A 22,115-nucleotide genomic window follows, 5' to 3' on the forward strand; every position below is an offset into this window, starting at 1 on the left:
CCAGCAGCGGTCCCGAGCGGCCGGTCACCGAGCGGCGGTGCGGGTGCGCCCTGCCCGGTCGGTCACGGCGTCGTGACGAGGTGGCCGTGCACGTGCGCCCCGCCCAGTCGGTCACCGAGCGGCCGGTCACCGAGCGGCGGTGCGGGTGCGCCCTGCCCCGCCGGTCCCCAGCGGCCGGTCACGCAGCGGCGGTGCGGGTGCGCCCCCGCCCGCCGGTCACGCCGCCCCGCCGGTCACGCCGTCGTGACGAGGTGCTCGCGGAGGCGTCCCAGCGTTGCGGGCGCCACGCCCAGGCCGTCGGTCACGTACCTCTCCATCGACCCGTACCGCGCGTCGACCTCGTCCAGCGCCGCCGCCAGGTACTCCGGCGCCACACCGATGATCCCCAGTGCCGTCTCGGGGCGCCCGCCCTGGAGGGTGAACCCCTCCACCATCGGCGCGAACGCCTCCCGCACCGCCGCGTTGACCGACAGGTACTCCGCCCGCACCGCCTCCGGCGACGCTCCCAGCACGGTGAGCACGATCGTCGCCGCCCAGCCCGTACGGTCCTTGCCCGCCGTGCAGTGGAACAGCAGCGGCATCGCGGCGGGCTCCGCCAGCTCGTTCAGGAACGCGCCGTAGGACGCCCGCGCCGAGTCCGTCGTCACGAACGAGCGGTAGATCGACTCGAACATCGACAGCACCCGGCCACCGCCCAGCTCCTGCTCGGCGACGGCCGGATCGGCCAGCAGCTGACGCAGCCGGGCCGCCGCCGGCATCCGGCCGGAGGCGACCTGGTCCGCGAGTACATCGGCGAGCAGCAGCCGCCCGCCCGGCGGCACCCGGTCCGGGCGGGCGTCGCGCTCGGACCGGGTGCGGAAGTCGACCACCGTGCGCACACCGAGCGCAGCGACCGCCGGATCCGCCGCCGGGTCCAGCCGGTGCAACTGCCCCGAACGCAGCAGCACACCGCTGCGCACCGTGCCGCCGCCGTCGAGCGGGATGCCCCCGAGATCACGGAGGCTGGCGACAGTGGTGGACGGGATCGCGTTCATGAGCGGAATGTATGCGCCGGGGACGTCAGCCGGCGGGCGCGACACCTCCGGTGAGCGACCAGCCGCTGAACCGCACCGTGCCCCGCGCGCCGCTGCCGCCGTTCGCCGCGCTCATGAAGAACCCGGTGTCCTGCCGGGCCGCCGCCCCCGCCACGGTGACCTTGGCCACCGTCCGCCAGGTCGCCCCGCCGTCCGTGGAACAGGCGCCGGTGAACGCCGCACCCGCGTGCTTCGTCAGCCGCAGCAGCACCGGCGCCTTGATGCCCGTGATGCGCCGGTAGGTGTCGAGGGTGCCGTCGCCGCCTGTGTCGTACGACATCACGACACCCTGCCCCGGAGTCACGGCCAGGTTCAGGAATCCCGCGTCACCCGGCTTCGCGAGCGCGTTGCGCACCACGATGCCGGCCCGCGCCCAACTGCCGGTGTTCTCCTGGGTGACCACCCGCAGCAGCACACTGCCGCCCTCGCCCAGCGCGCCCTCGCGGTACGCGGCGCCGAACTGCGTGGTGCCCCGCCACAGGTCGTTGCCCGCGCCGTTGATCGCCAGCCGGTCGCCGAGCTGCCCGAACACGGCCACGTTGGACGTGAACGTGCGCCACTGGGGGTCCAGCGGCGATGCCAGGTGCACACTGCTGCGCTGGGTGACCGCCACCCGCTCCTCGCCCTCCGGTCCGTAGCGTGTCGTCAGCACGTACGGCATCGGCACCAGCGGCTCCGTCAGGGGCTCGTCCGGGGCCGTCACCCGCCACGCCACCTCGCCGCTGCCGCCCGCCGGGACACCCGGAAGCTGGGCCGCACCCTGCGGCTCGGCGTCGAGGCCGGTCAGCTCCAGGTCCACGCGACCCGTCGCCCGCAGCCCGTTGAGGTTGCGGAACGAGGCCGTGACCGTGCCCGTGCTGCCCGGGGTGAACGCCGCCGGCTCCACCCGCACCGAGACGAACCCCTGGTACGGCGCGCGGGCCAGGGTGTCGTACACCCGGCGGGCCGTGCGGTACGCGTCGCCCGTCGGCCGCACCGGATAAGCGCGCCGGTCCTTCGTCCACGCCTCCTCCGCCGGATACCAGTCGAACGGCTTCGGCGCCCTGCCCTCCGCCATCGCGTCGGCCTGCTCGGTCAGATACGCCTCCCACTGCGGCACATGGACATCGTTGATCAGCCCCTGCCAGTCCCGGTTGGCGTAGTTGCTGAGCTGGTCGGCGGCCGCCCGGTCCGCCCAGGTGGTGATCAGCGAGCGGGCCGTGCGCTCGAGCTCCACCGCCTCCTCGGGGCTCGTGGCGAGCCGCTTGGCATCCTCCAGCCAGGGCCCGAGCAGGAAAGAGCGGTGACAGCCCGCCATCGTGTCGCTCAGCCGCATCAGCCTCACCCACAGTGCGGCGATCGCGCGGAAGGCGTCGGCGTCCTTGTCCCGGTGAGCGGCCCGCAGTGGCAGCTGGAGGATGCGCGAGCGATTGGCGAGGGCCTGCCGCGCCAGATCCGTCAGATCGTGGCGGTAGGCGTCCGAGTCCCGCAGCCGCGGCCGTACGTCCAGCAGCGCGGCGAACGCCCGGTCGAAGCCCGCCGGGTCGAAGGCCGTGCCGATCGAGGAGGTGAGACTCGGGCGGCGGCAGAATAGCGAGTCGTGGGGCCGGCCGTCGGTGCTGGTGAGCCGGTACGCGGTCGCGGCCAGCGCGGCGAACGCCTCGCGTGCGGAGCGGTCGTCGCCGCCGTAGCGGATGTGAGCGTACTCGGCGAACCACGCCTCCCGGTCGATCTTCTCCTCGCGCCAGGCCAGTTCGCTGAACAGCTCCAGCGCCGCCGGGTCCCGCTCGGCCGCCTCCGGCATGTACGCGGTGCCCGCCAGCGCGCTGCCCGGCTTGTCGCGCCAGGCGGTGAACTTCTCCGTCCACCGGTCGGTGTTCGCGCCGAGCGTCGTACGGCCGCCGAAGTTGGGGATCGTGCCGAAGGCGTACGGCGCGCCGCCCCACTCGCTCTCCCGGTCGGTGACCGTGTCCAGATCGGACAGGCCGTCGACGATCAGTACCCGGTCGGTGTCGATGGCGTCCAGCAGCGCCGGGCGGGGATTGGCCTGCCAGCCGAGGATCACCCATGTCGCGTCCGGCCGGGCCGTGCGCAGCGCCCGCTCCACGGCGCGGGCGGCGTCCGGCACCGGTACGTCGCCCGCCGTGCCGCCCTCGTGCAGCAGGTCCATCTTGAAGTGGTCCACCTCGCCGAACAGTTCCGCCTGGTGCCGGTAGAAGGCGGCGGCGACTTCGGCGAAGGCCCGGGTGCGCGGGTCGAGCCAGTCGGGGCGGCGAAGACCGTTCCAGGTGCCCTGCGGGATCACCCGCGCATCCCCCGGGTTGCGGGCGGCGAAACCGTCGGGGACGGTACCGAAGTAGCCGGGCAGCACCGGGCGCATGCCCAGCTCCCGCATCCGGTCGGCGATCCTGCGGCCCAGGTCGGTGCGGCGCTCGATGAGAGCGGTGGACATCGGGCCGCCGTACTCGCTCATGTTCTGCAGCAGCCACCACGGCTGGTGCGAGGGCGCGGGCAGCCAGGTGCGCGCCTCGGTGTCGGAGTAGCCGAAGTCCCTCAGCAGCCGGTGGTACACCGCCTCCTGGCCCGGTGTCACCAGCACCTCGTTGCATCCGTGCAGGGCGAGCACATCCAGCAACCGCTCCCAGCGCGGCCAGTCGGCGTAGGGGGCGGTGTAGCCGTCGTGGGTGTCGTTGTACGCGAACCGGTGGGCGACGGTCGCAGCACGTTCCAGCGGTGCGCGGGGCGCGGGCAGGCGGCGGGGCAGGTCGAGCTGGGAGCCGGACCACGAGATGTGCGCCCGGCAGACGTATTTGAGGTACCAGTGGACCCCGGTCAGCAGCACGGCCGCACTGGTGCCGGCGACCTCGATACGGCCCGTGGAGCCGGTGACGCGGAACCGCTCGGCGCCGCCCAGCATCCGCAGCCGGAACTGCCCGGCGTGCTCGGGTGGCAGCAGCCGCCGCAGCGCCGCGAGCGCGGCGTCGACCGGGGAATCGGCCGGGGAATCGGCCTGGGCGCCGACCGCGGCGGGCTGCTGCTCCGTGCGGGCGGCGGGGAGTGCCGCGGAGCCCGTGACCGCGGCGGCCGGGGTGTGCGCGGCGAGCACCGCGCCTGCCCCGACCGCTCCTGCCGCGCCCAGCAGCGTACGTCTCGACAGCTCGTCCATCAGCGCTCCTCCATGTTGCTCCAGCGACAACAGGTGCGTGCGCAGCGCACGTTACTCGCGGTTCGTCCGCACGAAGAGGGGGCGGGAGTGCACCATGGCCGGATGCGGACAACGACGAACAGCGGCACGCGGCGGGCGGCCCGTACAGGAACGGCAGTTGTGCTCCTCCTCCTGGCCGCCGCCTGCTCATCGGGAGGCGACGACGGGCGTGTCGGCCCCGACGGGGAAGCGAAGGCGTCCCAAGCGGCGACCGGCAGCCTGGAGGAAATCGCACGCCGGGCCGCGTGCGAACCGAACATCCAGACGGATGCGGAGGAACTGCGGCAGGCCAACTGCAAGACGGCCGACGGCCGGTACGTGCTGGCGACCTTCGCCACCGACCGCGGCCAACGCGAATGGATCAACGCGGCGAACGACTACGGCGGCACCTATCTGGTCGGCCGCAAATGGGTCGCCGTCGGGGACGAGAAGGTGGTGACGGCGCTGCGCGACCGGCTCGGCGGCACGGTGGAGAAGGGCGAGCAGCACGGCTCGCACACCGGCGGCACCAGCGGCGATGGTACGGGCGGTGAGGGCACCGGCGGGAGCGAGGAGGGGCACACAGGTCACCACGGGGGCTGAGGCCCGCGACATCGGCCCCGGACGGGCCGGTCCGGACCACCGGGCCGGCCCGGAAAGGCCGCTGCACGAGGACGTCCGCACACGGCGAGGCCGGGTCTGCCTGGAACACTCCAGGCAGACCCGGCCTTACGTCGTTCGGCGGGTCACTGGCACTTGCGCCCGTCGTTGATGCAGTCCACCACCTCCTCCATGAGGTTCTCGTCGAAGACGTTGATGAAGTCACCGTGGTCGGTCACCGGCTTGTGCAGCTGCTCGGGGAACGAGTCCACGGCGAACACCGAGGGGTTGTCCCCGTCGAACACCGGGGGCGGCACGTCGTAGACGATGCGCTGCACCAGCTGCGGAATCGCCTGGAAGCCGTTGGGGCAGTTGCCGTCCTCGTCCGCGAAGGCCACATGGGTGCGGTGGTTCGCGCTGTCGATGTTCTGGCCGTCCCAGCAGCTCTGGAACTTGAAGGAACGCACGACCTGGCTGCCCTCGGGGCAGATCGGGTACTTGTCCTTCAGCTGACGGTCCTCGAATCCGGTGCAGCTCCACGAGGCGTTGGCATTGGCGTCGCCGTTGACGAACGCCTTCGCATCACCGGTGATGATGCGCAGGAACCTCGGCATCGCCGTCACCTTGCTGACCGGGCTGCCGACGAACGTCATCGTGACCTGTGACGGTGTCTGGATCTCACCGACGTTCTGGTCGTTGCCGCCGCCGTCCGCATTGGCGTCGTTCTCCTGCTGCCCGTTCTGCAGGCGCAGCACCGGCCAGAAGTACGTCGACTTGTCGCCCTGGTTGCGGCACGTGGTGTCACCGGCTGCCAGGTCGTCGTCGCTGGCGAAGGCGTCGTTGGCCTGGTTGCCGACGTAGTCGTGCATATGGTGGGCGCCATTGCTCACGCCCGGGGCGACGATGACGTTGTCCGGGTTGAACAGGCCGTTGGCGTTCACACCGCAGTCCGTGGTGAACGTGCCCTGGGAGGAACCGTTGCGGTTGGGCGGCTGCTGGACGTTCGGCTGGACGTTCTGGATCTCGACGAAGTCGCCCGCCTCGGGGCCGTTGCCGGCCTGGCCGGCGTTGCCGCCCTGGTTGTCGCCGTCGTTGCCGTTGTCGTCGTTCTGGCCGTCGTCCTGGTTCTGGTCGCCGTCCTGGTTCTGGCCGTCGCCGTTCTGATCGCCTCCGTTCTGGTCCCCGCCGTCGTTCTGGCCGTCGTCGTTGTCGTTGCCGTCGTTGTTGCCGTCGTCGCGCAGGGTGCAGGGAGCCATCTGCTCCAGTCCCTGCGGCCGTTCGGCCGAGCGGTCGATCAGTGCGACGATCCGCTGGATGGTCACCAGGCGTTCATTGCGCAGCGGAGCCAGAATCTGGTTCTCGGCGAAGGAGCGGTCCGCCTGCACCCGCTCCTTGCTGTCGGCGAACCGCTGATAGGCCGTGGTGATCTGGTTGTCCAGTGTGGCCAGTTCGCGGTCGACCGCGAAGCGCTGCTGGTCGGGCACCTCCTGGAGCGAATTGCCGACGTCCGGACAGTCGACGGTGGACACCGGTTGGTCGCCGGCGGCGCGGGTGGTGCTGTTCCGCTGCCCGTCGTCCCGTCCGCCTGGCCACCAGCCCTCGCCTGCGGAGGCATAGGTATTGGCCGCGAGCAGCCCGCCCCCGCCCAGGATCAGTGCGGCCGAGGCGGCGATCGCCCTGTTGGCCAGCGTGGAGCGTTTTCTCGATGTGCGTCCCATGGAACTCCTCTGCTTCGTTGCCGGGGGGTGTGTGGGTTAAGGGGGGGTCCCGGCAGAGGGAGAAGCGCGCCCTTCCATACGGGAGTGGCCGGTGGGGTGTTCATGGCGACGGCCGATTCATAGAAACGTCCAGCGTCAAACCGGCGCTTTGGGCTCAACCCGGACGCGGTCGGGGCGGGCCTGTCCATTCGGCACAATGGGCGCATGACCGAGATCCTCACGCCCCGCCTCCTCCTGCGCCGCTGGACGGAGGACGACCTCGCGCCCATGGCGGAGATCAACGCCGACCCCGAGGTGATGCGCTGGATCGGTGACGGCTCCGTGCGCGACCTGGAGCAGACGGCGGAGGACATCGAGCGCTGGGAGGAGGAATGGGACGAGGAGGGTTTCGGCCTCTTCGCCGTCGAGCTCCTCGCCTCCGGAGAGCTGGCGGGATTCGCCGGGCTGTCCGTACCGGACTTCCTCCCCGAGGTGCTCCCGGACATCGAGATCAGCTGGCGTCTCGGCCGCTCCTTCTGGGGGCAGGGCTACGCCTCCGAGGCGGCCCACGCCGTCCTGGAGTTCGCCCTCCAGGACCGGGGACTGGACCGGGTCGTCGGCATCTGCCGGGCGGGGAACACCGCGTCCGAGAACGTGATGCGCAAGCTGGGCATGACACCGGAGCGCGAGACGGTTCACCCGGAGTACGGGTATCCGCTGCAGGTCCACGCGATCGACCTCACCGAGTACAGCGGCTGACGCAAAGCGCGCCGCTGACGAGGGGCCCCATCGTCCCGGCCCGGCCGGCGGCCCCCGGGTCGTCGGACCCCGGGGCCGCGCCCCGCCGTCTCAGCCGCGGTCGAGGTACGCCAGCACCGCCAGCACCCGGCGGTTGTCGTCGTCCGAGACGGGGAGTCCCAGCTTGGCGAAGATGTTCGATGTGTGCTTGGCCACCGCCCGTTCGGTCACCACGAGCTGCGTCGCGATCGCGGTGTTCGAACGGCCCTGGGCCATCAGTTCCATGACGTCCCGCTCGCGCGGCGTCAGACCGCCCAGCGGCCGGTCCCGCGAGCGGCGGGTCAGCAGCTGGGAGATGACCTGCGGGTCCATCGCCGTGCCGCCGGCCGCCACCCGGCGGACCGCGTCGACGAACTGCGCCGCGTCGAAAACCCGGTCCTTCAGCAGGTAGCCGACGCCGCCGTGCCCGTCCGCCAGCAGCTCGCGCGCGTACAACTGCTCCACATGCTGCGACAGCACCAGCACCGGGAGGCCGGGGCGCGCGCGCCGGGCCGCCAGTGCGCACTGCAGCCCCTCGTCGGTGTGCGACGGCGGGAGCCGGACGTCGACGACGGCCACGTCCGGCTCCAGCTCGGCAAGCGCCTCGCTCAGTTCGGGCCCGCTCTCCACGGCCGCCAGGATCTCGCAGTCGAACGCCTCGAGCATCCGGACCAGACCGTCGCGCAGCAGGAACAGGTCCTCCGCTAGGACAATGCGCAAGGGATCTCCATGGTGACCATGGTGGGGCCGCCCGCGGGGCTGCTGACGGCCAGGACTCCGTCGAATGTACCGAGCCGCCGTTCGACCCCGCTCAGGCCCGAACCCGAGCCGATCGCCGCACCGCCCCTGCCGTTGTCCGTGACCGAGACGCGCAGCGCACCCTCCGCGTAACTCATGTCGACCCAGACCCGGTCCGCGCCCGAGTGCTTGACCGCGTTCGTCAGGGACTCGCTCACCGCGAAGTACGCCGCCGACTCGACCGGCGCATCCGCGCGGCCCGGCAGCTCCACATCCACCTCGGTCGGCACCGGCAGCCGCAGTGCCAGCGCCTTCACCGCGTCGCCCAGGCCGCGTTCGGCCAGCACCGGCGGATGGATGCCGCGCACCAGGTCCCGCAGTTCCGTCAGCGCTTCCGCGGACGACTCACGCGCCTTGGCGATCAGCTCCTTTGCCCGCGCCGGGTCCTTCTCGATCAGTGCCTCGACGGTGCCCAGGCTCATGCCCACCGCCACCAGCCGCGCCTGTGCCCCGTCGTGCAGATCGCGCTCGATACGGCGCAGTTCGGCGGCCGACGAGTCGAGCGCGTCGTGCCGGGTCTCGGTCAGCCGGTCGATCCGATGTTCCAGTTCCTCCTGCCGGCCGGGCATGAGGACGGCCCCGGCGACACGGAAGTGGGCACGTACCAGAAGGGGGTTCACATGCAGCGCGACGACCAGCCACGCGAGGCCGAGCAGCGCGGCGGGCCCGGCGGTGTCGGCGCTGTCGACGCGCAGGAACGTGTACCAGTAGGCGCCGTCCGCCAAGACGATCGGCTTCCACAGGCCGGCCGCGAGCAGCAGGCCGAAGACGCCCTCCAGGATCAGGCACGGGGCGAGCAGCGCCACGACCGCCCCCGCGGTCATGTCGGTGGCCAGCCACTGGATGTCGCGCCACGTCGCCGGATCCCTCAGCATCAGCGAGCAGCGCTCCACCATGCCCGTGATCCCCTTGCGCGGATGACGGGGCAGGGGGCGGTAGCGGACGGGGATTCGCACCCCCGACCACTGTGCCGCAAGCAGCCTGCGGCGGTTGGCGTGGGCGCGTACGAGGGTGAGCAGCGGGGGAGTGGTGAACACGCCCACGCCGATGGCGACGAGGACTATCGACACGAGTGTCAGGGAGAAGAGCAGGACCGAACCGATCAGCGCCGTCAGCGCGAGTGCCATTCCCTGCGCCCCGGCCCTGACAGCGTCACGTACCTTCTTGATCATTTCGTGCCCCCTTGTTCCCGGTCTCGGGCACCAGTGTCGCGGGGGATGAACGGCGCCCGCACTGGTCCTGGCCCCCGGACCGGGGGTGCACCTGGCTACACCTCTTTGCCCGGCCGCACCCCGTTCACCGGCTACGCCTCCGGCCGCCCGCCCAGCAGCGCCGTCTCCAGCGCGGGCGGGAGCCCGACCTCCGGCCGGTCCGGGCGCTGGGGAGCCGGGCCGTCGAGCGACCGCAGCCACGACCACGTGTCCCGCACCGTCTCCCGCACCGGTCGGCACGTGAGGCCCGCCGCCAGCGCCCGGGACACACCCACTCCGTGCAACGCAGCGTGCATCTCGGGGCGTTCGGCCGCCGGGACCCACACCGGGAGGTGGGACCACGGCTCGGCACCCGCCGACAGCACCACGTCCGCCGGTGTCCACCGCAGCCGCGCCGCCGACCCGGTCGCCGCCACGCACGCGTCCAGCAGCTCGCCGATCGTCGTGTGGCCGGGCTCGCTCACCACGTTGTACGGGCCCGCCAGGCCTGCTTCCACCGCGTCGAGCGTCCACTCGGCCAGGTCGCGGACGTCGATGTACTGCAGCGGTGTGTCTCGCGGCCCCGGCGCGACGACGTCGCCGCCGCGCGCGATCCGCTCCAGCCACCACGGCAGGCGGCCGACGTTCTCCCAGGGGCCGAGGATCAGCCCCGACCGGACCAGCAGCGAGCGCGCGGCACCGAACGCGTCGAGGACGGCCAGCTCACCGCCCCGCTTGGCCTGCGCGTACGGCACCTCACCCGCGTCCGGGGATCCCTCGACCAGCGGCGCGCTCTCGTCGTACCCGGCCGCCGGCGGCCACGCGTACACCGAACAACTCGACACGTGGACACAGCGATCCACCCGGCCCGCCAGCAGCCGCGCCGTGACCCGCACGGCCGACGGCGCGGCCGACCAGGTGTCGACGACCACGTCCCACGCGCCGTCGGCCAGCGCGGCGAGGCCGCCGGGGGCCAGCCGGTCGCCGATGAGGTCGACCACCCCCTCCGGCGCCGCATGCCTGCCGCGGTGGAAGACCGTGACCTGCCATCCCCGCGCGAGCGCCGCCATCACGACCGCGCGCCCCACGAACTCCGTTCCGCCCAGCACCAGAAGTCTCATGACCACGACTCTGCCCCGGCCGCCCCCGGCGGGCACAGGGATTCTGCTGCTGGAAGAACGCCGGCGGAAACGGGTCCGTACCGGAGGTCACTCTCCCGCCCCCGGTCCGGGAATGGCAGCATGAGCCGACGATGACGAATGCCCGGTCGCCGATGCGCGCCTTACGGGCCGCACTGTTCGCGGCGGTGGCCGTCATCCTGGCAGCCATAGGGCATTTGTCCCAGTCCGCGCACGATGTGCCTGCTTCCGGGCTGTTCGCCGCGCTCGGCGTGACGGCCGTCGCCGGCTGGTGCGCGGCCGGCCGCCGCCGCGGCGCCTGCTCGATAGGCGCCGGGCTGCTCGCCGTCCAGGGAGCACTGCATCTGCTGTTCTCCGGGGCGGGCCGCACTCCGTCGACATCAGCACCGACACCGACACCGCATCACCACGCGTGGCACGGGCAGTACGACACCGCGCAGACCGCCGTCGAGACCTTCGACACCGGCATGCTCGCAGTCCACCTGCTCGCCACCGCCGGCTGCGCCCTGTGGCTGGCTCACGGCGAGGCCGCCTTCTTCCGGTACGCGCGCGCCGCGCTTGCCTTCGCGTTCACACCGCTGCGGCTGCTGCTGGCCGTTGTACCGCTGCCCGCGCCGCGCCCCGCGGCCCGGCCCGCCGCCGAGGCGTCCGGCGTACGCCGCCCCGGCGTCCTCGTCCTCGCGCACACCGTGATCCGCCGCGGCCCGCCCGCGTGCGCCGTTCCCCGCGCCACCGCCCCTGGAGCCGCTGTCTGACCTGGGGGCCCGTTTCCCCCATGTCACCACCGACTCCCAGGGACCACCATGTCCGTAGACGCCCCCAGCAAGGGCACCGCACCCGAATCCGGCACGAGCACCGCTCCCGAAGCGCGAGGCGCGCTGCGCCCGCTCCTGCTCCGTCTCCACTTCTACGCGGGCCTGCTGATCGCCCCGCTCCTCCTCCTCGCCGCCGTCAGCGGCCTGCTCTACTCGCTGTCGTTCCAGGCGGAGACGTTCCTCTACCGCGATGAACTGCGCGTACCCGTCGGCGCACGTTCCGTCCCGCTGTCGGCCCAGGTCGACGCCGCCCGCGCCGCCCACCCCGAAGGCACGGTGACCGCGGTGTGGCCGTCGTACGAGGACGGCGCGACCACCCGCGTCCTGATGACCTCGCCCACGGTGGAGGACGGCACGTCCCTGGCGGTCTTCGTCGACCCCTACACCGCGGCCGTACGCGGCGAACTCGCCTCGTACGGCAGCTCGGGCGCACTCCCGCTGCGCGCGTGGCTCTCCGAGTTCCACGCCGATCTGCGGCTGGGCGAACTCGGCCGGCACTACAGCGAGCTGGCCGCCAGCTGGCTGTGGGTCGTCGCACTGGGCGGACTGGTGCTGTGGTTCGGACGCCGACGCCGCACCAAGCGCGATCTCTTCCTGCCCGAGCGCGGCACCACGGGCCGCCGCAGGACGCTGTCCCGGCACGGCGCCGTCGGCCTGTGGGCCGTCACCGGTCTCGTCCTGCTGTCGGCCACGGGGCTGACCTGGTCCCGCTACGCGGGCGAGAACATCGACGCGGTGCAGTCCCAGCTCGGCGGATCAACCCCCGTCGTCTCGGCCGCACTCGCGCCGGGCGGCGGCAGCGGCGGCGGTCATGAAGGGCACGAGGGTCATGGCGGCGGCCCCGCCGCCGGCCACGCGGGCGCGGACGTCGGCATCGACAACGCCGTGGCGGCGGCCCGCGGCTACGGCGTCGACGGCCGGATCTCCGTGATCCTGCCGGCCGACGGCGACGGATACGTCGTCAAGGAGACCGACACCCAGTACCCGGTCCACCTCGACTCGGTCGCCGTCGATCCGGCCGACGGCAGCGTCATCGACCGACTCCGCTTCGACGACTACCCGTTGCTCGCCAAGCTGACCCGGTACGGCATCGACGGCCACATGGGCGTCCTGTTCGGCCTGGTCAACCAGCTCGCGCTCGCCGCGCTCATGGTCGCCCTGATCCTGCTGATCGTGTGGGGGTACCGCATGTGGTGGCAGCGCAGGCCCACGAAGGAACGCACGCTGTCGGCGGGCCGCCCCGTGCCCCGCGGCGCCTGGCGCAAGGCACCGCTGACGGCGCTGCTGCCGCTCGCCGTCGTGACGGCGCTCGTCGGCTGGTTCGTGCCGATGCTCGGCATCAGCCTGCTGGTGTTCCTCGCGATCGACATCGCGCTGGGCGCAGTCTCGAAGGCCCGCGCCCGGGCCCGCGCCTAGGACCGGGAGCCCGGGCCGTCGCCGAGGACCCGGACCGGAGCCGGATCGGGACCCGGATCCGGGCCTGCGTCTGAGGCCCGGAACTCGGGCCCGAGCTCTGACCCGGGCCCGAGCTCTGACCCCGGCCCGGCCCCGAGCTCTGACCCCGGCCCTGACCCTGACCCTGACCCTGACCCGGGCCCTGACCCGGACGTGCGCGCTGGGTCAGGGCGCGTACTTGTAGCCGACCCGCCGCACGGTCTCGATCGTGCGGCGGTGCTCGGCACCCAGCTTGCGGCGCAGCCGGGCGACATGGACGTCCACGGTCCGGCCGTCGCCGACGTGACCGTAGCCCCAGACGGTGGTCACCAGCTGATCGCGCGTGTGCACCCGGTGCGGGTGCGCCACGAGATGCGCCAGCAACTCGAACTCCAGGTACGTCAGGTCCAGTTCCCGCCCGTCCACCCGGGCAGTGCGGCGCACCGTGTCGACCGCCACCGGGCCCGCGCCGGCGGGCCGCTCCTGCGCGGCGGCCGCCGCGACGGGCGGCTGCTGATCGGCCGGTACGAGGACGAGGTAGCCGACCATCGGGGGCCGGCCCGGCAGCGTGGGCAGGGTGTGCGGCGGCGCGGGCAGCCAGGTGGCGCCCGGCGGCAGGAGGTCCGCCACGTCCACGACCTCGTCCTGGTCGACGGCACGCAGCCGGTGGTGGCGGGCCGAGGGTGCCGTCCGGTCGGCCGTGGCACGGGCGGCCTGCGGGACGGGGGACGCGACAGCGGAAGCGGTGGAGAAGGAACGGCTGTTCGCCATGAGAGATCAGCTCTTTCACGCGGAGGAAGTCGTCGATGCGTCGTGAGGACGGACGTACGTCGTGCGCGCTGGCCGAAGGCCGGGGAGAGCGGCTTTAGAGGGCCTGCGCGTTCACCGCGCGGCAACACACCCGGTCGAAGTCGTGGTGCTGCCGGGAAGGCCAGAACGGCTGGAGGTCGTCGCGACCCGTCGTGGTGTTCTGGAAGCCGGTCATGTGGCCCATTGAAGCAGACCTGCCACGACCTCAGCAGGCCCCTCCCGCCCGTTGATACGTGCCCTTCCCCGCATCCGCACCGTTCAGGCCACCTCCCCGGGGAGCCTTTCGCGCCAGAGGAGAGGAGTGACGATGATCGCCCGGCGCGGCGACGTGCTCGCAGCGCCGCGGAGTCGAGTCGCCGATCCCCCAGCAGGCGAGCGACCCTACGGCGAAGGGCGCACGCACGATGAAGGGGTGGACGCATGACGAAGGGGCGTCCGCCTCGTCGGCGGACGCCCCTTCGGTCGGTTCAGCGGCTCAGACCTGGCCGGCCTTCTCCAGCGCCGAGCAGCAGGTGTCCACCAGCAGGCGGGTCACCGTGTACGGGTCGACGTTGGCGTTCGGGCGGCGGTCCTCGATGTAGCCCTTGGCGTCCTTCTCGACCTGCCACGGGATGCGGACCGAGGCGCCGCGGTCGGAGACGCCGTAGCTGTACTCGTTCCACGGGGCGGTCTCGTGCAGGCCGGTCAGACGGTCGTCGATGCCCGCGCCGTAGTTCTTGACGTGGTCCATCGGCTTCGAGCCCTCGCCCAGCGACTCGCATGCGGTGATGATCGCGTCGTAGCCCTCGCGCATCGCCTTGGTCGAGAAGTTGGTGTGCGCGCCCGCGCCGTTCCAGTCGCCCTTGACCGGCTTCGGGTCCAGGGTGGCGGAGACGTCGAAGTCCTCGGCGGTGCGGTAGAGCAGCCAGCGGGCCACCCACAGCTGGTCGGAGACCTCCAGCGGCGCGAGCGGACCGACCTGGAACTCCCACTGGCCGGGCATGACCTCGGCGTTGATGCCGGAGATGCCGAGGCCCGCCGCGAGGCAGTTCTCCAGGTGCGCCTCGACCACGTCACGGCCGAAGATCTCGTCCGAGCCGACACCGCAGTAGTAGCCGCCCTGCGCGGCGGGGAAGCCGCCCTCGGGGAAGCCGAGCGGACGGGAGCCCTTGAAGAAGGTGTACTCCTGCTCGATGCCGAAGATCGGCTCCTGCGCGGCGAACTTCTCCTCGACCTCGGCCAGGGCCGCACGCGTGTTGGACTCGTGCGGGGTCATGTCCGTGTTGAGGACCTCGCACAGGACGAGGACGTCGTCGCCGCCGCGGATCGGGTCCGGGCAGGTGAAGACGGGCTTGAGCACGCGGTCGGAGGCGTGACCCTCGGCCTGGTTGGTGCTGGACCCGTCGAAGCCCCATATGGGGAGCTCGGCGAGGTCCGCCGAGGAGCCGGGCAGGATCTTGGTCTTCGAGCGAAGCTTGGCGGTCGGCTCGGTGCCGTCGATCCAGATGTACTCAGCCTTGAAGGTCACGGGCCTCATCCTTTGCGGGTGCAGCGGTATGCCGCGCAGCTTGGCAATGCGCGATTTCCCGGCCGTTGCCCGCTTGTGAACCCCACGTTACGCACGAAACATCCGAGGTCTTCCCCGGCGTGTCGAGCGAGCGCGGCGGGCTGCCGCGTGCTCGTTCAGCAGCGCCCCGGAGCCCGCGAATCCCTGATACGGCCAGGCCGTGCCCAGCGCTTTCCCGGCCCTTTTGGGTGCCGTTCGTGGTCGTGGAGCAGGTTCAGCGGATGCCCGCGGCGGATCTGCGCCTCCGACGCCCCGGACGTCTTGAGATACGCGACACATCCCCTGTCATCCGTGATCCGTGATCCGTGATCCGTGATCCATCCGGGATCCGGGATGTGGGATGCGTGATCCGGGATGCGTGATCACCCCTCCGACCCCTTGGCGCGGTCCCGCTCGGCCACCCGGTGGCGGACGCGCACGGACGTCCGCTCCGGGGCGTCGTCGTGGGTGCTCAGCCGGGGCCCCGTACGCCGCGGAGCTGTTGTTCTCGCGTCGTATACAGGGGTCAGATGCGCCGCAGCGGGGCGCGGTTCACGGTGGCGCCGCATGGATTTTTCGGGTGGTGCGGCCGCCGGGTGCTTGGCCGCCGGGTCCGCCGGGCGCGCCACGCGGCATCCCCGTGGGGAGCGCTCAGCGAGGGGCGCGCGGGCACACTGGTGGGCATGACCAAGCACCTGCGTATCGGACTTCTCGGCGCCGGCCCCTGGGCCGCCATGACCCAGGCACCCGCGCTCTCCGGCCACCCGGACGTCGTCCTCGGCGGGGTGTGGGGGCGGCGGCCCGAGGCGGCCGCCGCGCTCGCGGACGCCCACGGCACGACCGCGTTCACCGGAGAGGACGGCATCGACGCGCTCTTCGCCTCGAACGACGCGATCGCCTTCGCCGTGCCGCCGGACGTACAGGCGCCGCTCGCCGTCCGGGCCGCCGCCGCCGGCTGCCACCTGCTGCTGGACAAGCCGGTCGCGACGACGGTCGCGGCTGCCCGCGACGCCGCGAAGGCCGCTGAGGAGGCGAAGGTGGCGTCCGTGGTCTTCTGCACGCTGCGGTTCGCCACGGACACCGCGCGCTGGATCGGGGAACAGGCCGCGACCGGCGGGTGGTTCACGGCCCATGCGCAGTGGCTCGGCGCGCTGTTCTCGCCGGGCGCGGAGAGCCCGTTCGCCGCGTCGCCGTGGCGGCGCGAGAAGGGCGGTCTGTGGGACGTCGGCCCGCACGCGCTGTCCGCGCTGCTGCCGGTGCTGGGCGACGTGGTGGAGGTGACGGCGGCCCATGGCCCCTCGGACACCATGCACCTGGTGCTCCGGCACACGAGTGGAGCGTCCAGCACGGCGACCCTCGGCCTGGGCGCGCCCATGAACGCGGCGGGCGTGAGCCTGGTGCTGGTGGGGGAGCGGGGCAGGACCGAACTGCCGGACGGCTGGGGCAATCCGGTGGAGTCGTTCCGCACGGCGGTCAACGAACTCATCGGCGTGATCCGGACGGGCCGGTCGCACCCGTGCGACGTCCGTTTCGGGCTGCGGATCACGGAGATCCTCGCGGAGGCCGAGCAGAAGGCGGCCGGGACGGCGCGGTGATGCCCGCGCCCGCGCCCGCGGAGCGGGGAGCGGGGAGCGGGGAAGGCAGGACGGTGCCGTCCTGCACTCCGAGTGTGCGGCTCGGAGGCGGGCGCTCGGCCCCGGGACAGCGGGGGAGGGGGGAGCGCGGACGGCACCGTCCTGCGGGCCGGCTGCGGCCGGGCCCGCGGGGGAGTGGGGGATCGCGGACCCGGCCGCCCGGCGTCAGCCGACGCGCTCGATCCGCGCGTTGCGGATCAGGAACTTGCCGGCCTCGCGGACCTGTTCGAAGGCAGCGTTGTTCAGCAGGGCGCAGCTGCCGGACACCGACGTGACCTCGACGGTCGTGGACTTGTTGTTGTCCAGGTTGGTCACCTTGAGCTGGGTGCCGACGGGGAACTGGCTGCTGGAGGCGGCCGGCGCGCCGCCCTCGCCGGAGAGGGTCACGGTCGAGCCGGCGCAGACGACCTCGCCCGTCGCGCCGCCCCCGGCCTGACCGCCATCGGCCTGGTCCCCGGCTTGGTCCCCGGCCTGGTCACCGCCCTCGGCGGGGGGCGCTTCGTCCGCGGGCGGTGCCTCGGCGGGCGGCGCTTCCTCGGCGGGTGGTGCCTCCTGGGCCGGCGGCTGCGCGGGAGGTGCGGCTTCGCCGCCGCCCGCCCCGGCGTCGCAGCCCGCGGCCTTCTGCTGGACCCCTATCTGCGCGATCACCGCCTCCCGGTTGGCGATGCGTGCCGCCGACTGGGCGTCCGGATTGGCCTGTTGACCGGCGATGAAGTTCTCGTTGTTGCGAATCGCCTGGGCGAGGCCGTCACAGGCGGCGGACGCCTGGCTTGTTCCGGTCATGACAACCGCAGTGCCGCCGACCAGCGCCGCCGCGCCGACGAGGAGTGCGAGCTTCTTCTTGCCGCTGAGGGTCTTCTTGCGTGACACGTAAGGGCTCCTGTCCCCGGCCGCGGGGGCGGCCGGTTGGTTCCTTGTGCCCTTACGTACGAGGACCCGTCGGCGTCTGCTCACCGTTCGCGGCCGCCTCTTCCTTAACATTCCTTAAGGCAAAGGCGGTTCGCCCGCAGCCTCGCGTCGTTGGCCCCGCCGGCAGCGCGGCACGGCCCGTCCAGCGCCCCCTTGAGCAGGACGGTGACGCCGTACGCGTCGGGAGTCGCGACCGCAGTACGCCGCCCGGGTCCGCGGCTCAGCCGCGGCCGAGCGCGTCCCGGACCGCGTCCTCCGTGCGGCCCACGACCGCCGTACCGTCGTCCGCCGTGATGATCGGTCGCTGGATGAGCTTGGGGTGCTGGGCCAGGGCCGAGATCCAGCGGTCCCGCGAAGCGTCGTCGCGAGCCCACGTCTTCAGTCCCAGCTCCTTCGCGGCGGGCTCCTGTGTCCGCGTGATGTCCCAGGGTTCGAGGCCGAGCCGGCCCAGCACCGCCCGGATCTCGTCCTCGGTCGGCACGTCCTCCAGGTAGCGCCGCACCGTGTAGTGGGCGCCCTCGGCGTCGAGGAGCGTGAGGGCGCTGCGGCACTTGGAACAGGCGGGATTGATCCAGATCTCCATGCCGCACACCGTACCGCTCGCCGCTTCACATGCCGTCTGGCCAGCGGCGATTGTCAGTGGCCGCCGATAGAATGAACAGTAGTTCGGGATGGTCCCGCCACCGCGCCAGGAGGTCGCCGATGGCCGTTGCCACACTCACGACGAAGCCCCTGATCCCCCTTCAGAAGAAGCCGCTCCCGGCCGGACAGCCGCGCGAGTGGTACGTGTCGCACAACCGCCGCCTGAAGGCGATGCGCCTCGCGATCGCCCTGCTCGACGCCGGCGTCTACCACCCGGCGACAGCCGACAACCGCCGCATACGGGACGTGGCCGAGCGCACCGGCCTGCACGTCCCGTCCGACACCACGTGCCGGATGGTCAGGGCCCTGATCCGCTACGGGCGCTGACCGGAGGAAAGGCTCAGGAGGCGGGGCGCTCGGGATCGGGCGCCCCGTTCTCGTACCACTGGGGTCGTACCGCGTCGCCGACCGCCAGCGTGCCGCCCCGCAGCACCGCGGCCTTCGCCCCGAAGCTGATCTTGTTGTCGTACGCGGGCTCCCGCCGGTACGTCGCGAGCGTGCGCACCGGCTCGGGGCCCGCCCGCAACCCCGTGACCTGGTCCACCAGCGGCACGGAACAGCGCATCGCCCTTACGGAATGGGCGAGTTGCACGGTTCCGATCTCCAGCCGCCGCATCAGGTCCTCATCGTGCGGCTCGGCGCACCCGTCGAGCACGATGTTGGCCCGGAAGCGGTCCATGGGCACCGGCGTCCCGCCCGACGCCTCGATCCGCGCGTTCAGCCCGTCGAGCGAGGCCTGGGAAACGACGGCCACGGCATGCGCGTCGGCGAAGGCGATCTTGCCGGGTGTCTCCCCCCACCCGTCCCGGTCGAACCTCTCGGGCACCCGCACAAGCCGCGACGCGGTTCCGAGCACCTCGGACAGCCATGCGGCGACCGCGTCCCCCTGGTCCACCGCGTCCCCGACCGGCCGACCGAACAGGCTCACCGCCCGCGGCTTGCCCTCGGGGTCCACGTCCACCACGAGCTCCTCGACCCCCTCGGCCCGCAGGCGCAAGGTGCGCCCGCCGTCGCCGATCCCGGGCCGTACGGCGGCCAGGGCGGGATGCGTCCGCTGACTGCGGAAGGTCCCGTCGAGGGCATCGACGACCATGAACGTCCGGTCGTGCTCGAGCCCTGTTCCGCCGACCACAGCGGATCGCACCTCGATCCCGGCGCAGCCCTTGACCGGGTAGTACGTCAGCTTCTGCACAGTGATCCCCATGGGCATGGATCGTAGAGGCGCTCGGGCACGGGGTGCACGCAGGGAGCGTCACGCAGCCCGGCCGGGGCCGACGATCCGGCGCGCCCCGACGGCGATCAGGACGCGCTGCGGACGGCGGAGGCGTGGGCGGCGGACGCGGTCGCCGTCCGTACCGGCCCGTCGTCGACCCACCCCCGGGCAGGTCGCCTCGCCGCGGTCCGCTCCGAAGGTGACGACGAGCGTGCCGCTCTGCCCCGGCCCGGACGGCTCGACCTCCTTGCGCCGGGGCAGAGAGGTCACCCTCTGCTGCTCGGTGCCCGGGTCGACCTCGCGCCAGGGAGACCGGGACGGTGACCTCACGGGCACCGCCCGTGGCCTCGTACGAGAACGTGATGGTCCGGTCCATTTCGTCGGACACCTCGCTCACGACGAGACCGACCGCGCCATGCGCGCCATCCCCGCCGCTCCCGCCGTGAAGCCCTGAAGCCGTGAACCGGTCACCGTGAACGGCCGACGGCCGTGCCTTCCGGTGAGGGAAGGGCACGGCCGACGGCGGAACGGGCAGGGCCCGGACTTCTTAGATGTCGAAGTAGAGCTCGAACTCGTGCGGGTGCGGACGCAGCTGGATCGGGGCGATCTCGTTCGTCCGCTTGTAGTCGATCCACGTCTCGATCAGGTCCGACGTGAACACGCCGCCCGCCTGCAGGTACTCGTTGTCCTGCTCCAGGGCGTCGAGGACCGCCGGGAGGGAGGTCGGGACCTGGGGGACGTTCGCGTGCTCGTCGGGGGCGAGCTCGTAGAGGTCCTTGTCGATCGGCTCGGCCGGCTCGATCTTGTTCTTCACGCCGTCCAGGCCCGCCAGCAGCAGGGCCGAGAAGGCCAGGTACGGGTTCGACGACGGGTCCGGAGCGCGGAACTCGACGCGCTTGGCCTTCGGGTTGGAGCCGGTGATCGGGATACGCATCGCCGCCGAGCGGTTGCGCTGCGAGTAGACCAGGTTGACCGGGGCCTCGAAGCCGGGGACCAGGCGGTGGTACGAGTTCACCGTCGGGTTGGTGAAGGCCAGCAGCGACGGGGCGTGCTTGAGGATGCCGCCGATGTAGTAGCGGGCGGTGTCCGACAGGCCCGCGTAACCGGCCTCGTCGTAGAAGAGCGGCGAGCCGCCCTGCCACAGCGACTGGTGGACGTGCATGCCCGAGCCGTTGTCGCCGAAGATCGGCTTCGGCATGAAGGTCGCGGTCTTGCCGTTGCGCCAGGCGACGTTCTTCACGATGTACTTGAAGAGCATCAGGTCGTCGGCCGCGGCGAGCAGCGTGTTGAACTTGTAGTTGATCTCCGCCTGGCCGGCGGTGCCGACCTCGTGGTGCTGGCGCTCGACCTGGAGGCCGACGTTCTCCAGCTCCAGGGAGATCTCGGCGCGCAGGTCGGCGAAGTGGTCGACCGGCGGGGCCGGGAAGTAGCCGCCCTTGTAGCGGACCTTGTAGCCGCGGTTGTCCTCGACCGCGCCCGTGTTCCAGGCACCGGCCTCGGAGTCGATGTGGTAGAAGCCCTCGTTCGCGGCGGTGTTGAAGCGCACCGAGTCGAAGACGTAGAACTCGGCCTCGGGGCCGAAGTACGCGGTGTCCGCGATGCCGGTGGAGGCGAGGTAGGCCTCGGCCTTCTTGGCGATGTTGCGCGGGTCGCGGCTGTACTGCTCACCCGTGATCGGGTCGTGGATGAAGAAGTTGATGTTCAGCGTCTTGTCGCGGCGGAACGGGTCCAGACGGGCGGTCGACAGGTCCGCACGCAGCGCCATGTCGGACTCGTGGATCGCCTGGAAGCCGCGGATCGACGAGCCGTCGAACGCCAGCTCGTCCGAGGGGTCGAAGGCCGTCGCCGGGATCGTGAAGTGCTGCATGACGCCAGGAAGGTCGCAGAACCGGACGTCAACCATCTTTACGTCGTTGTCAGCGATGTACTTCTTGGCCTCGTCGGCGTTCTGGAACATCCAACTCCTCCTACTCCCACCCGGGAGGGGCGGGGTTGCAGCTCGTCCGTGCGGCCAGTGCGGTGGCACACGCTGGACCCGACCATAGGCAGGCCGGATTTCTCAAGCATGACCCATTTGTTTCGACGAAGTTAACCGGCACGGGTGCCGGGCGCCTGCCGCGGGCCGCAGGGGGACCCGGGCCGAAGTGATCCAAAGCGGGCGCAGTACCGTGGTCGCGTGGACAACAGGCAAGCAATCGGATCGTGGCTCTCCGGGCCCCGCGCTGCGGCCGAGGACATGGGTGTCGACTTCGGGTACCGGGGCCAGCGGCTCGGTCTGCCGGAGACGGGACCGGGCTCCGTGGCCCCCCTCGGACGGCGCTTCGGAGCACTGTTCCTCGACTGGGGACTGTGTTGCCTGATCGCATACGGACTGTTCGCGGGCAGTGACCAGCAGGCGACGTCCAACCGCGCCCTGCTGATCTTCCTCGTCATGAGCATGCTGACGGTCGGCACCGTCGGCTGCAGCCCCGGCAAGCGGCTCCTCGGCCTGCGCGTCGTCTCCGAGCGCGGCGGCCGCCTCGGATTCGGCTGGGCCGTCGTCCGCAGCGTGCTGCTGTGCCTGGCCGTGCCGGCGCTCGTCTGGGACCGTGACGGCCGCGGTCTGCACGACCGCCTCGCCCGCGCGGTCCAGGTCAGGATCTGAGCGACACAGGACGGAAGAGCCGCAGGACCAGAAGCGCCGCAGGACACAAGGA

At 72.0% G+C, this 22,115-nt stretch carries 20 protein-coding genes; 7 read left to right on the top strand and 13 right to left on the bottom strand.

All coding sequences use genetic code 11. The annotated features are described in order from the left end of the window. Positions 1-233: 233 nt before the first annotated feature. Positions 234-1,034, bottom strand: a complete 801-nt coding sequence (locus J7E88_RS14190) for a tyrosine-protein phosphatase (RefSeq protein WP_215180774.1) — start codon at positions 1,032-1,034, stop codon at positions 234-236. Between the two features lie 25 nt (positions 1,035-1,059). Next, positions 1,060-4,218 (bottom strand): alpha-N-acetylglucosaminidase TIM-barrel domain-containing protein, encoded by a 3,159-nt coding sequence (locus tag J7E88_RS14195; protein ID WP_215180776.1) that lies wholly within the window; start codon positions 4,216-4,218, stop codon positions 1,060-1,062. 102 nt (positions 4,219-4,320) lie between these two features. Between J7E88_RS14195 and J7E88_RS14200 the strand changes: the two genes are divergently transcribed. Continuing rightward, positions 4,321-4,839 carry a hypothetical protein gene (locus J7E88_RS14200; RefSeq protein ID WP_215180777.1) on the top strand — a complete coding sequence of 173 codons (519 nt, stop codon included), beginning with the start codon at positions 4,321-4,323 and terminating at the stop codon, positions 4,837-4,839. Positions 4,840-4,982: 143 nt separating this feature from the next. Here the strand turns inward: J7E88_RS14200 and J7E88_RS14205 are convergent, their stop codons facing one another. After that, complete coding sequence (locus J7E88_RS14205) at positions 4,983-6,554, bottom strand: DUF1996 domain-containing protein (protein WP_215180779.1); 1,572 nt, start codon at positions 6,552-6,554, stop codon at positions 4,983-4,985. A 204-nt stretch (positions 6,555-6,758) separates the two neighbouring features. Between J7E88_RS14205 and J7E88_RS14210 the strand changes: the two genes are divergently transcribed. Further along, complete coding sequence (locus J7E88_RS14210; protein ID WP_215180782.1) at positions 6,759-7,292, top strand: GNAT family N-acetyltransferase; 534 nt, start codon at positions 6,759-6,761, stop codon at positions 7,290-7,292. Positions 7,293-7,382: 90 nt separating this feature from the next. Here J7E88_RS14210 and J7E88_RS14215 read toward each other — a convergent pair whose 3' ends face one another. The 3 genes from J7E88_RS14215 to J7E88_RS14225 form a co-directional block, all read right to left on the bottom strand. Continuing rightward, the gene (locus tag J7E88_RS14215; RefSeq protein WP_215180784.1) at positions 7,383-8,030 is read right to left on the bottom strand and encodes a response regulator transcription factor; all 648 of its coding nucleotides are present in this window, start codon (positions 8,028-8,030) and stop codon (positions 7,383-7,385) included. Further along, a complete protein-coding gene (locus J7E88_RS14220; protein ID WP_215180786.1) occupies positions 8,015-9,280 on the bottom strand; it encodes a sensor domain-containing protein in 1,266 nt (421 codons plus the stop codon). Before J7E88_RS14220 ends, J7E88_RS14215 begins: the two co-directional genes overlap by 16 nt. A gap of 131 nt (positions 9,281-9,411) precedes the next feature. Then, positions 9,412-10,419, bottom strand: coding sequence for an NAD-dependent epimerase/dehydratase family protein (locus J7E88_RS14225; protein WP_215180788.1), 1,008 nt, complete (start codon positions 10,417-10,419; stop codon positions 9,412-9,414). A gap of 131 nt (positions 10,420-10,550) precedes the next feature. Here J7E88_RS14225 and J7E88_RS14230 point away from each other — a divergent pair, with 131 nt between their 5' ends. Both J7E88_RS14230 and J7E88_RS14235 read left to right on the top strand, forming a co-directional pair. Then, the gene (locus tag J7E88_RS14230) at positions 10,551-11,192 is read left to right on the top strand and encodes a hypothetical protein (RefSeq protein WP_215180790.1); all 642 of its coding nucleotides are present in this window, start codon (positions 10,551-10,553) and stop codon (positions 11,190-11,192) included. A 48-nt stretch (positions 11,193-11,240) separates the two neighbouring features. Continuing rightward, positions 11,241-12,668: a PepSY domain-containing protein gene (locus J7E88_RS14235; RefSeq protein ID WP_215180792.1), complete on the top strand. Its 1,428-nt coding sequence runs from the start codon at positions 11,241-11,243 to the stop codon at positions 12,666-12,668. 204 nt (positions 12,669-12,872) lie between these two features. Here the strand turns inward: J7E88_RS14235 and J7E88_RS14240 are convergent, their stop codons facing one another. After that, complete coding sequence (locus J7E88_RS14240; RefSeq protein WP_215180794.1) at positions 12,873-13,457, bottom strand: winged helix-turn-helix domain-containing protein; 585 nt, start codon at positions 13,455-13,457, stop codon at positions 12,873-12,875. A 514-nt stretch (positions 13,458-13,971) separates the two neighbouring features. After that, complete coding sequence (gene glnII, locus J7E88_RS14245; RefSeq protein WP_215180796.1) at positions 13,972-15,003, bottom strand: glutamine synthetase; 1,032 nt, start codon at positions 15,001-15,003, stop codon at positions 13,972-13,974. A gap of 701 nt (positions 15,004-15,704) precedes the next feature. On the opposite strand from glnII, the gene J7E88_RS14250 reads away from it, so the two are divergent. Then, entirely contained in the window at positions 15,705-16,616 is a 912-nt protein-coding gene (locus tag J7E88_RS14250; RefSeq protein WP_215180798.1) for a Gfo/Idh/MocA family protein, read from the top strand. 204 nt (positions 16,617-16,820) lie between these two features. Here J7E88_RS14250 and J7E88_RS14255 read toward each other — a convergent pair whose 3' ends face one another. Both J7E88_RS14255 and J7E88_RS14260 read right to left on the bottom strand, forming a co-directional pair. Continuing rightward, entirely contained in the window at positions 16,821-17,525 is a 705-nt protein-coding gene (locus tag J7E88_RS14255) for a septal ring lytic transglycosylase RlpA family protein (protein WP_215180800.1), read from the bottom strand. Positions 17,526-17,784: 259 nt separating this feature from the next. Next, the gene (locus tag J7E88_RS14260; RefSeq protein WP_215180803.1) at positions 17,785-18,147 is read right to left on the bottom strand and encodes an arsenate reductase family protein; all 363 of its coding nucleotides are present in this window, start codon (positions 18,145-18,147) and stop codon (positions 17,785-17,787) included. 119 nt (positions 18,148-18,266) lie between these two features. Between J7E88_RS14260 and J7E88_RS14265 the strand changes: the two genes are divergently transcribed. Further along, positions 18,267-18,533, top strand: a complete 267-nt coding sequence (locus tag J7E88_RS14265) for a hypothetical protein (RefSeq protein WP_215180805.1) — start codon at positions 18,267-18,269, stop codon at positions 18,531-18,533. A gap of 13 nt (positions 18,534-18,546) precedes the next feature. On the opposite strand, the gene J7E88_RS14270 is transcribed toward J7E88_RS14265, so the two are convergent. The 3 genes from J7E88_RS14270 to glnA form a co-directional block, all read right to left on the bottom strand. Further along, complete coding sequence (locus J7E88_RS14270) at positions 18,547-19,410, bottom strand: MOSC domain-containing protein (protein ID WP_215180807.1); 864 nt, start codon at positions 19,408-19,410, stop codon at positions 18,547-18,549. Between the two features lie 48 nt (positions 19,411-19,458). Continuing rightward, positions 19,459-19,689 carry a hypothetical protein gene (locus J7E88_RS14275; RefSeq protein ID WP_215180809.1) on the bottom strand — a complete coding sequence of 77 codons (231 nt, stop codon included), beginning with the start codon at positions 19,687-19,689 and terminating at the stop codon, positions 19,459-19,461. 277 nt (positions 19,690-19,966) lie between these two features. After that, a complete protein-coding gene (gene glnA, locus J7E88_RS14280; RefSeq protein ID WP_177150164.1) occupies positions 19,967-21,376 on the bottom strand; it encodes a type I glutamate--ammonia ligase in 1,410 nt (469 codons plus the stop codon). 219 nt (positions 21,377-21,595) lie between these two features. Between glnA and J7E88_RS14285 the strand changes: the two genes are divergently transcribed. Further along, entirely contained in the window at positions 21,596-22,063 is a 468-nt protein-coding gene (locus J7E88_RS14285; protein ID WP_215180811.1) for an RDD family protein, read from the top strand. Positions 22,064-22,115: the final 52 nt, after the last annotated feature.

This window comes from Streptomyces sp. ISL-10, from assembly GCF_018614575.1.
Classification (GTDB): Bacteria; Actinomycetota; Actinomycetes; order Streptomycetales; family Streptomycetaceae; genus Streptomyces.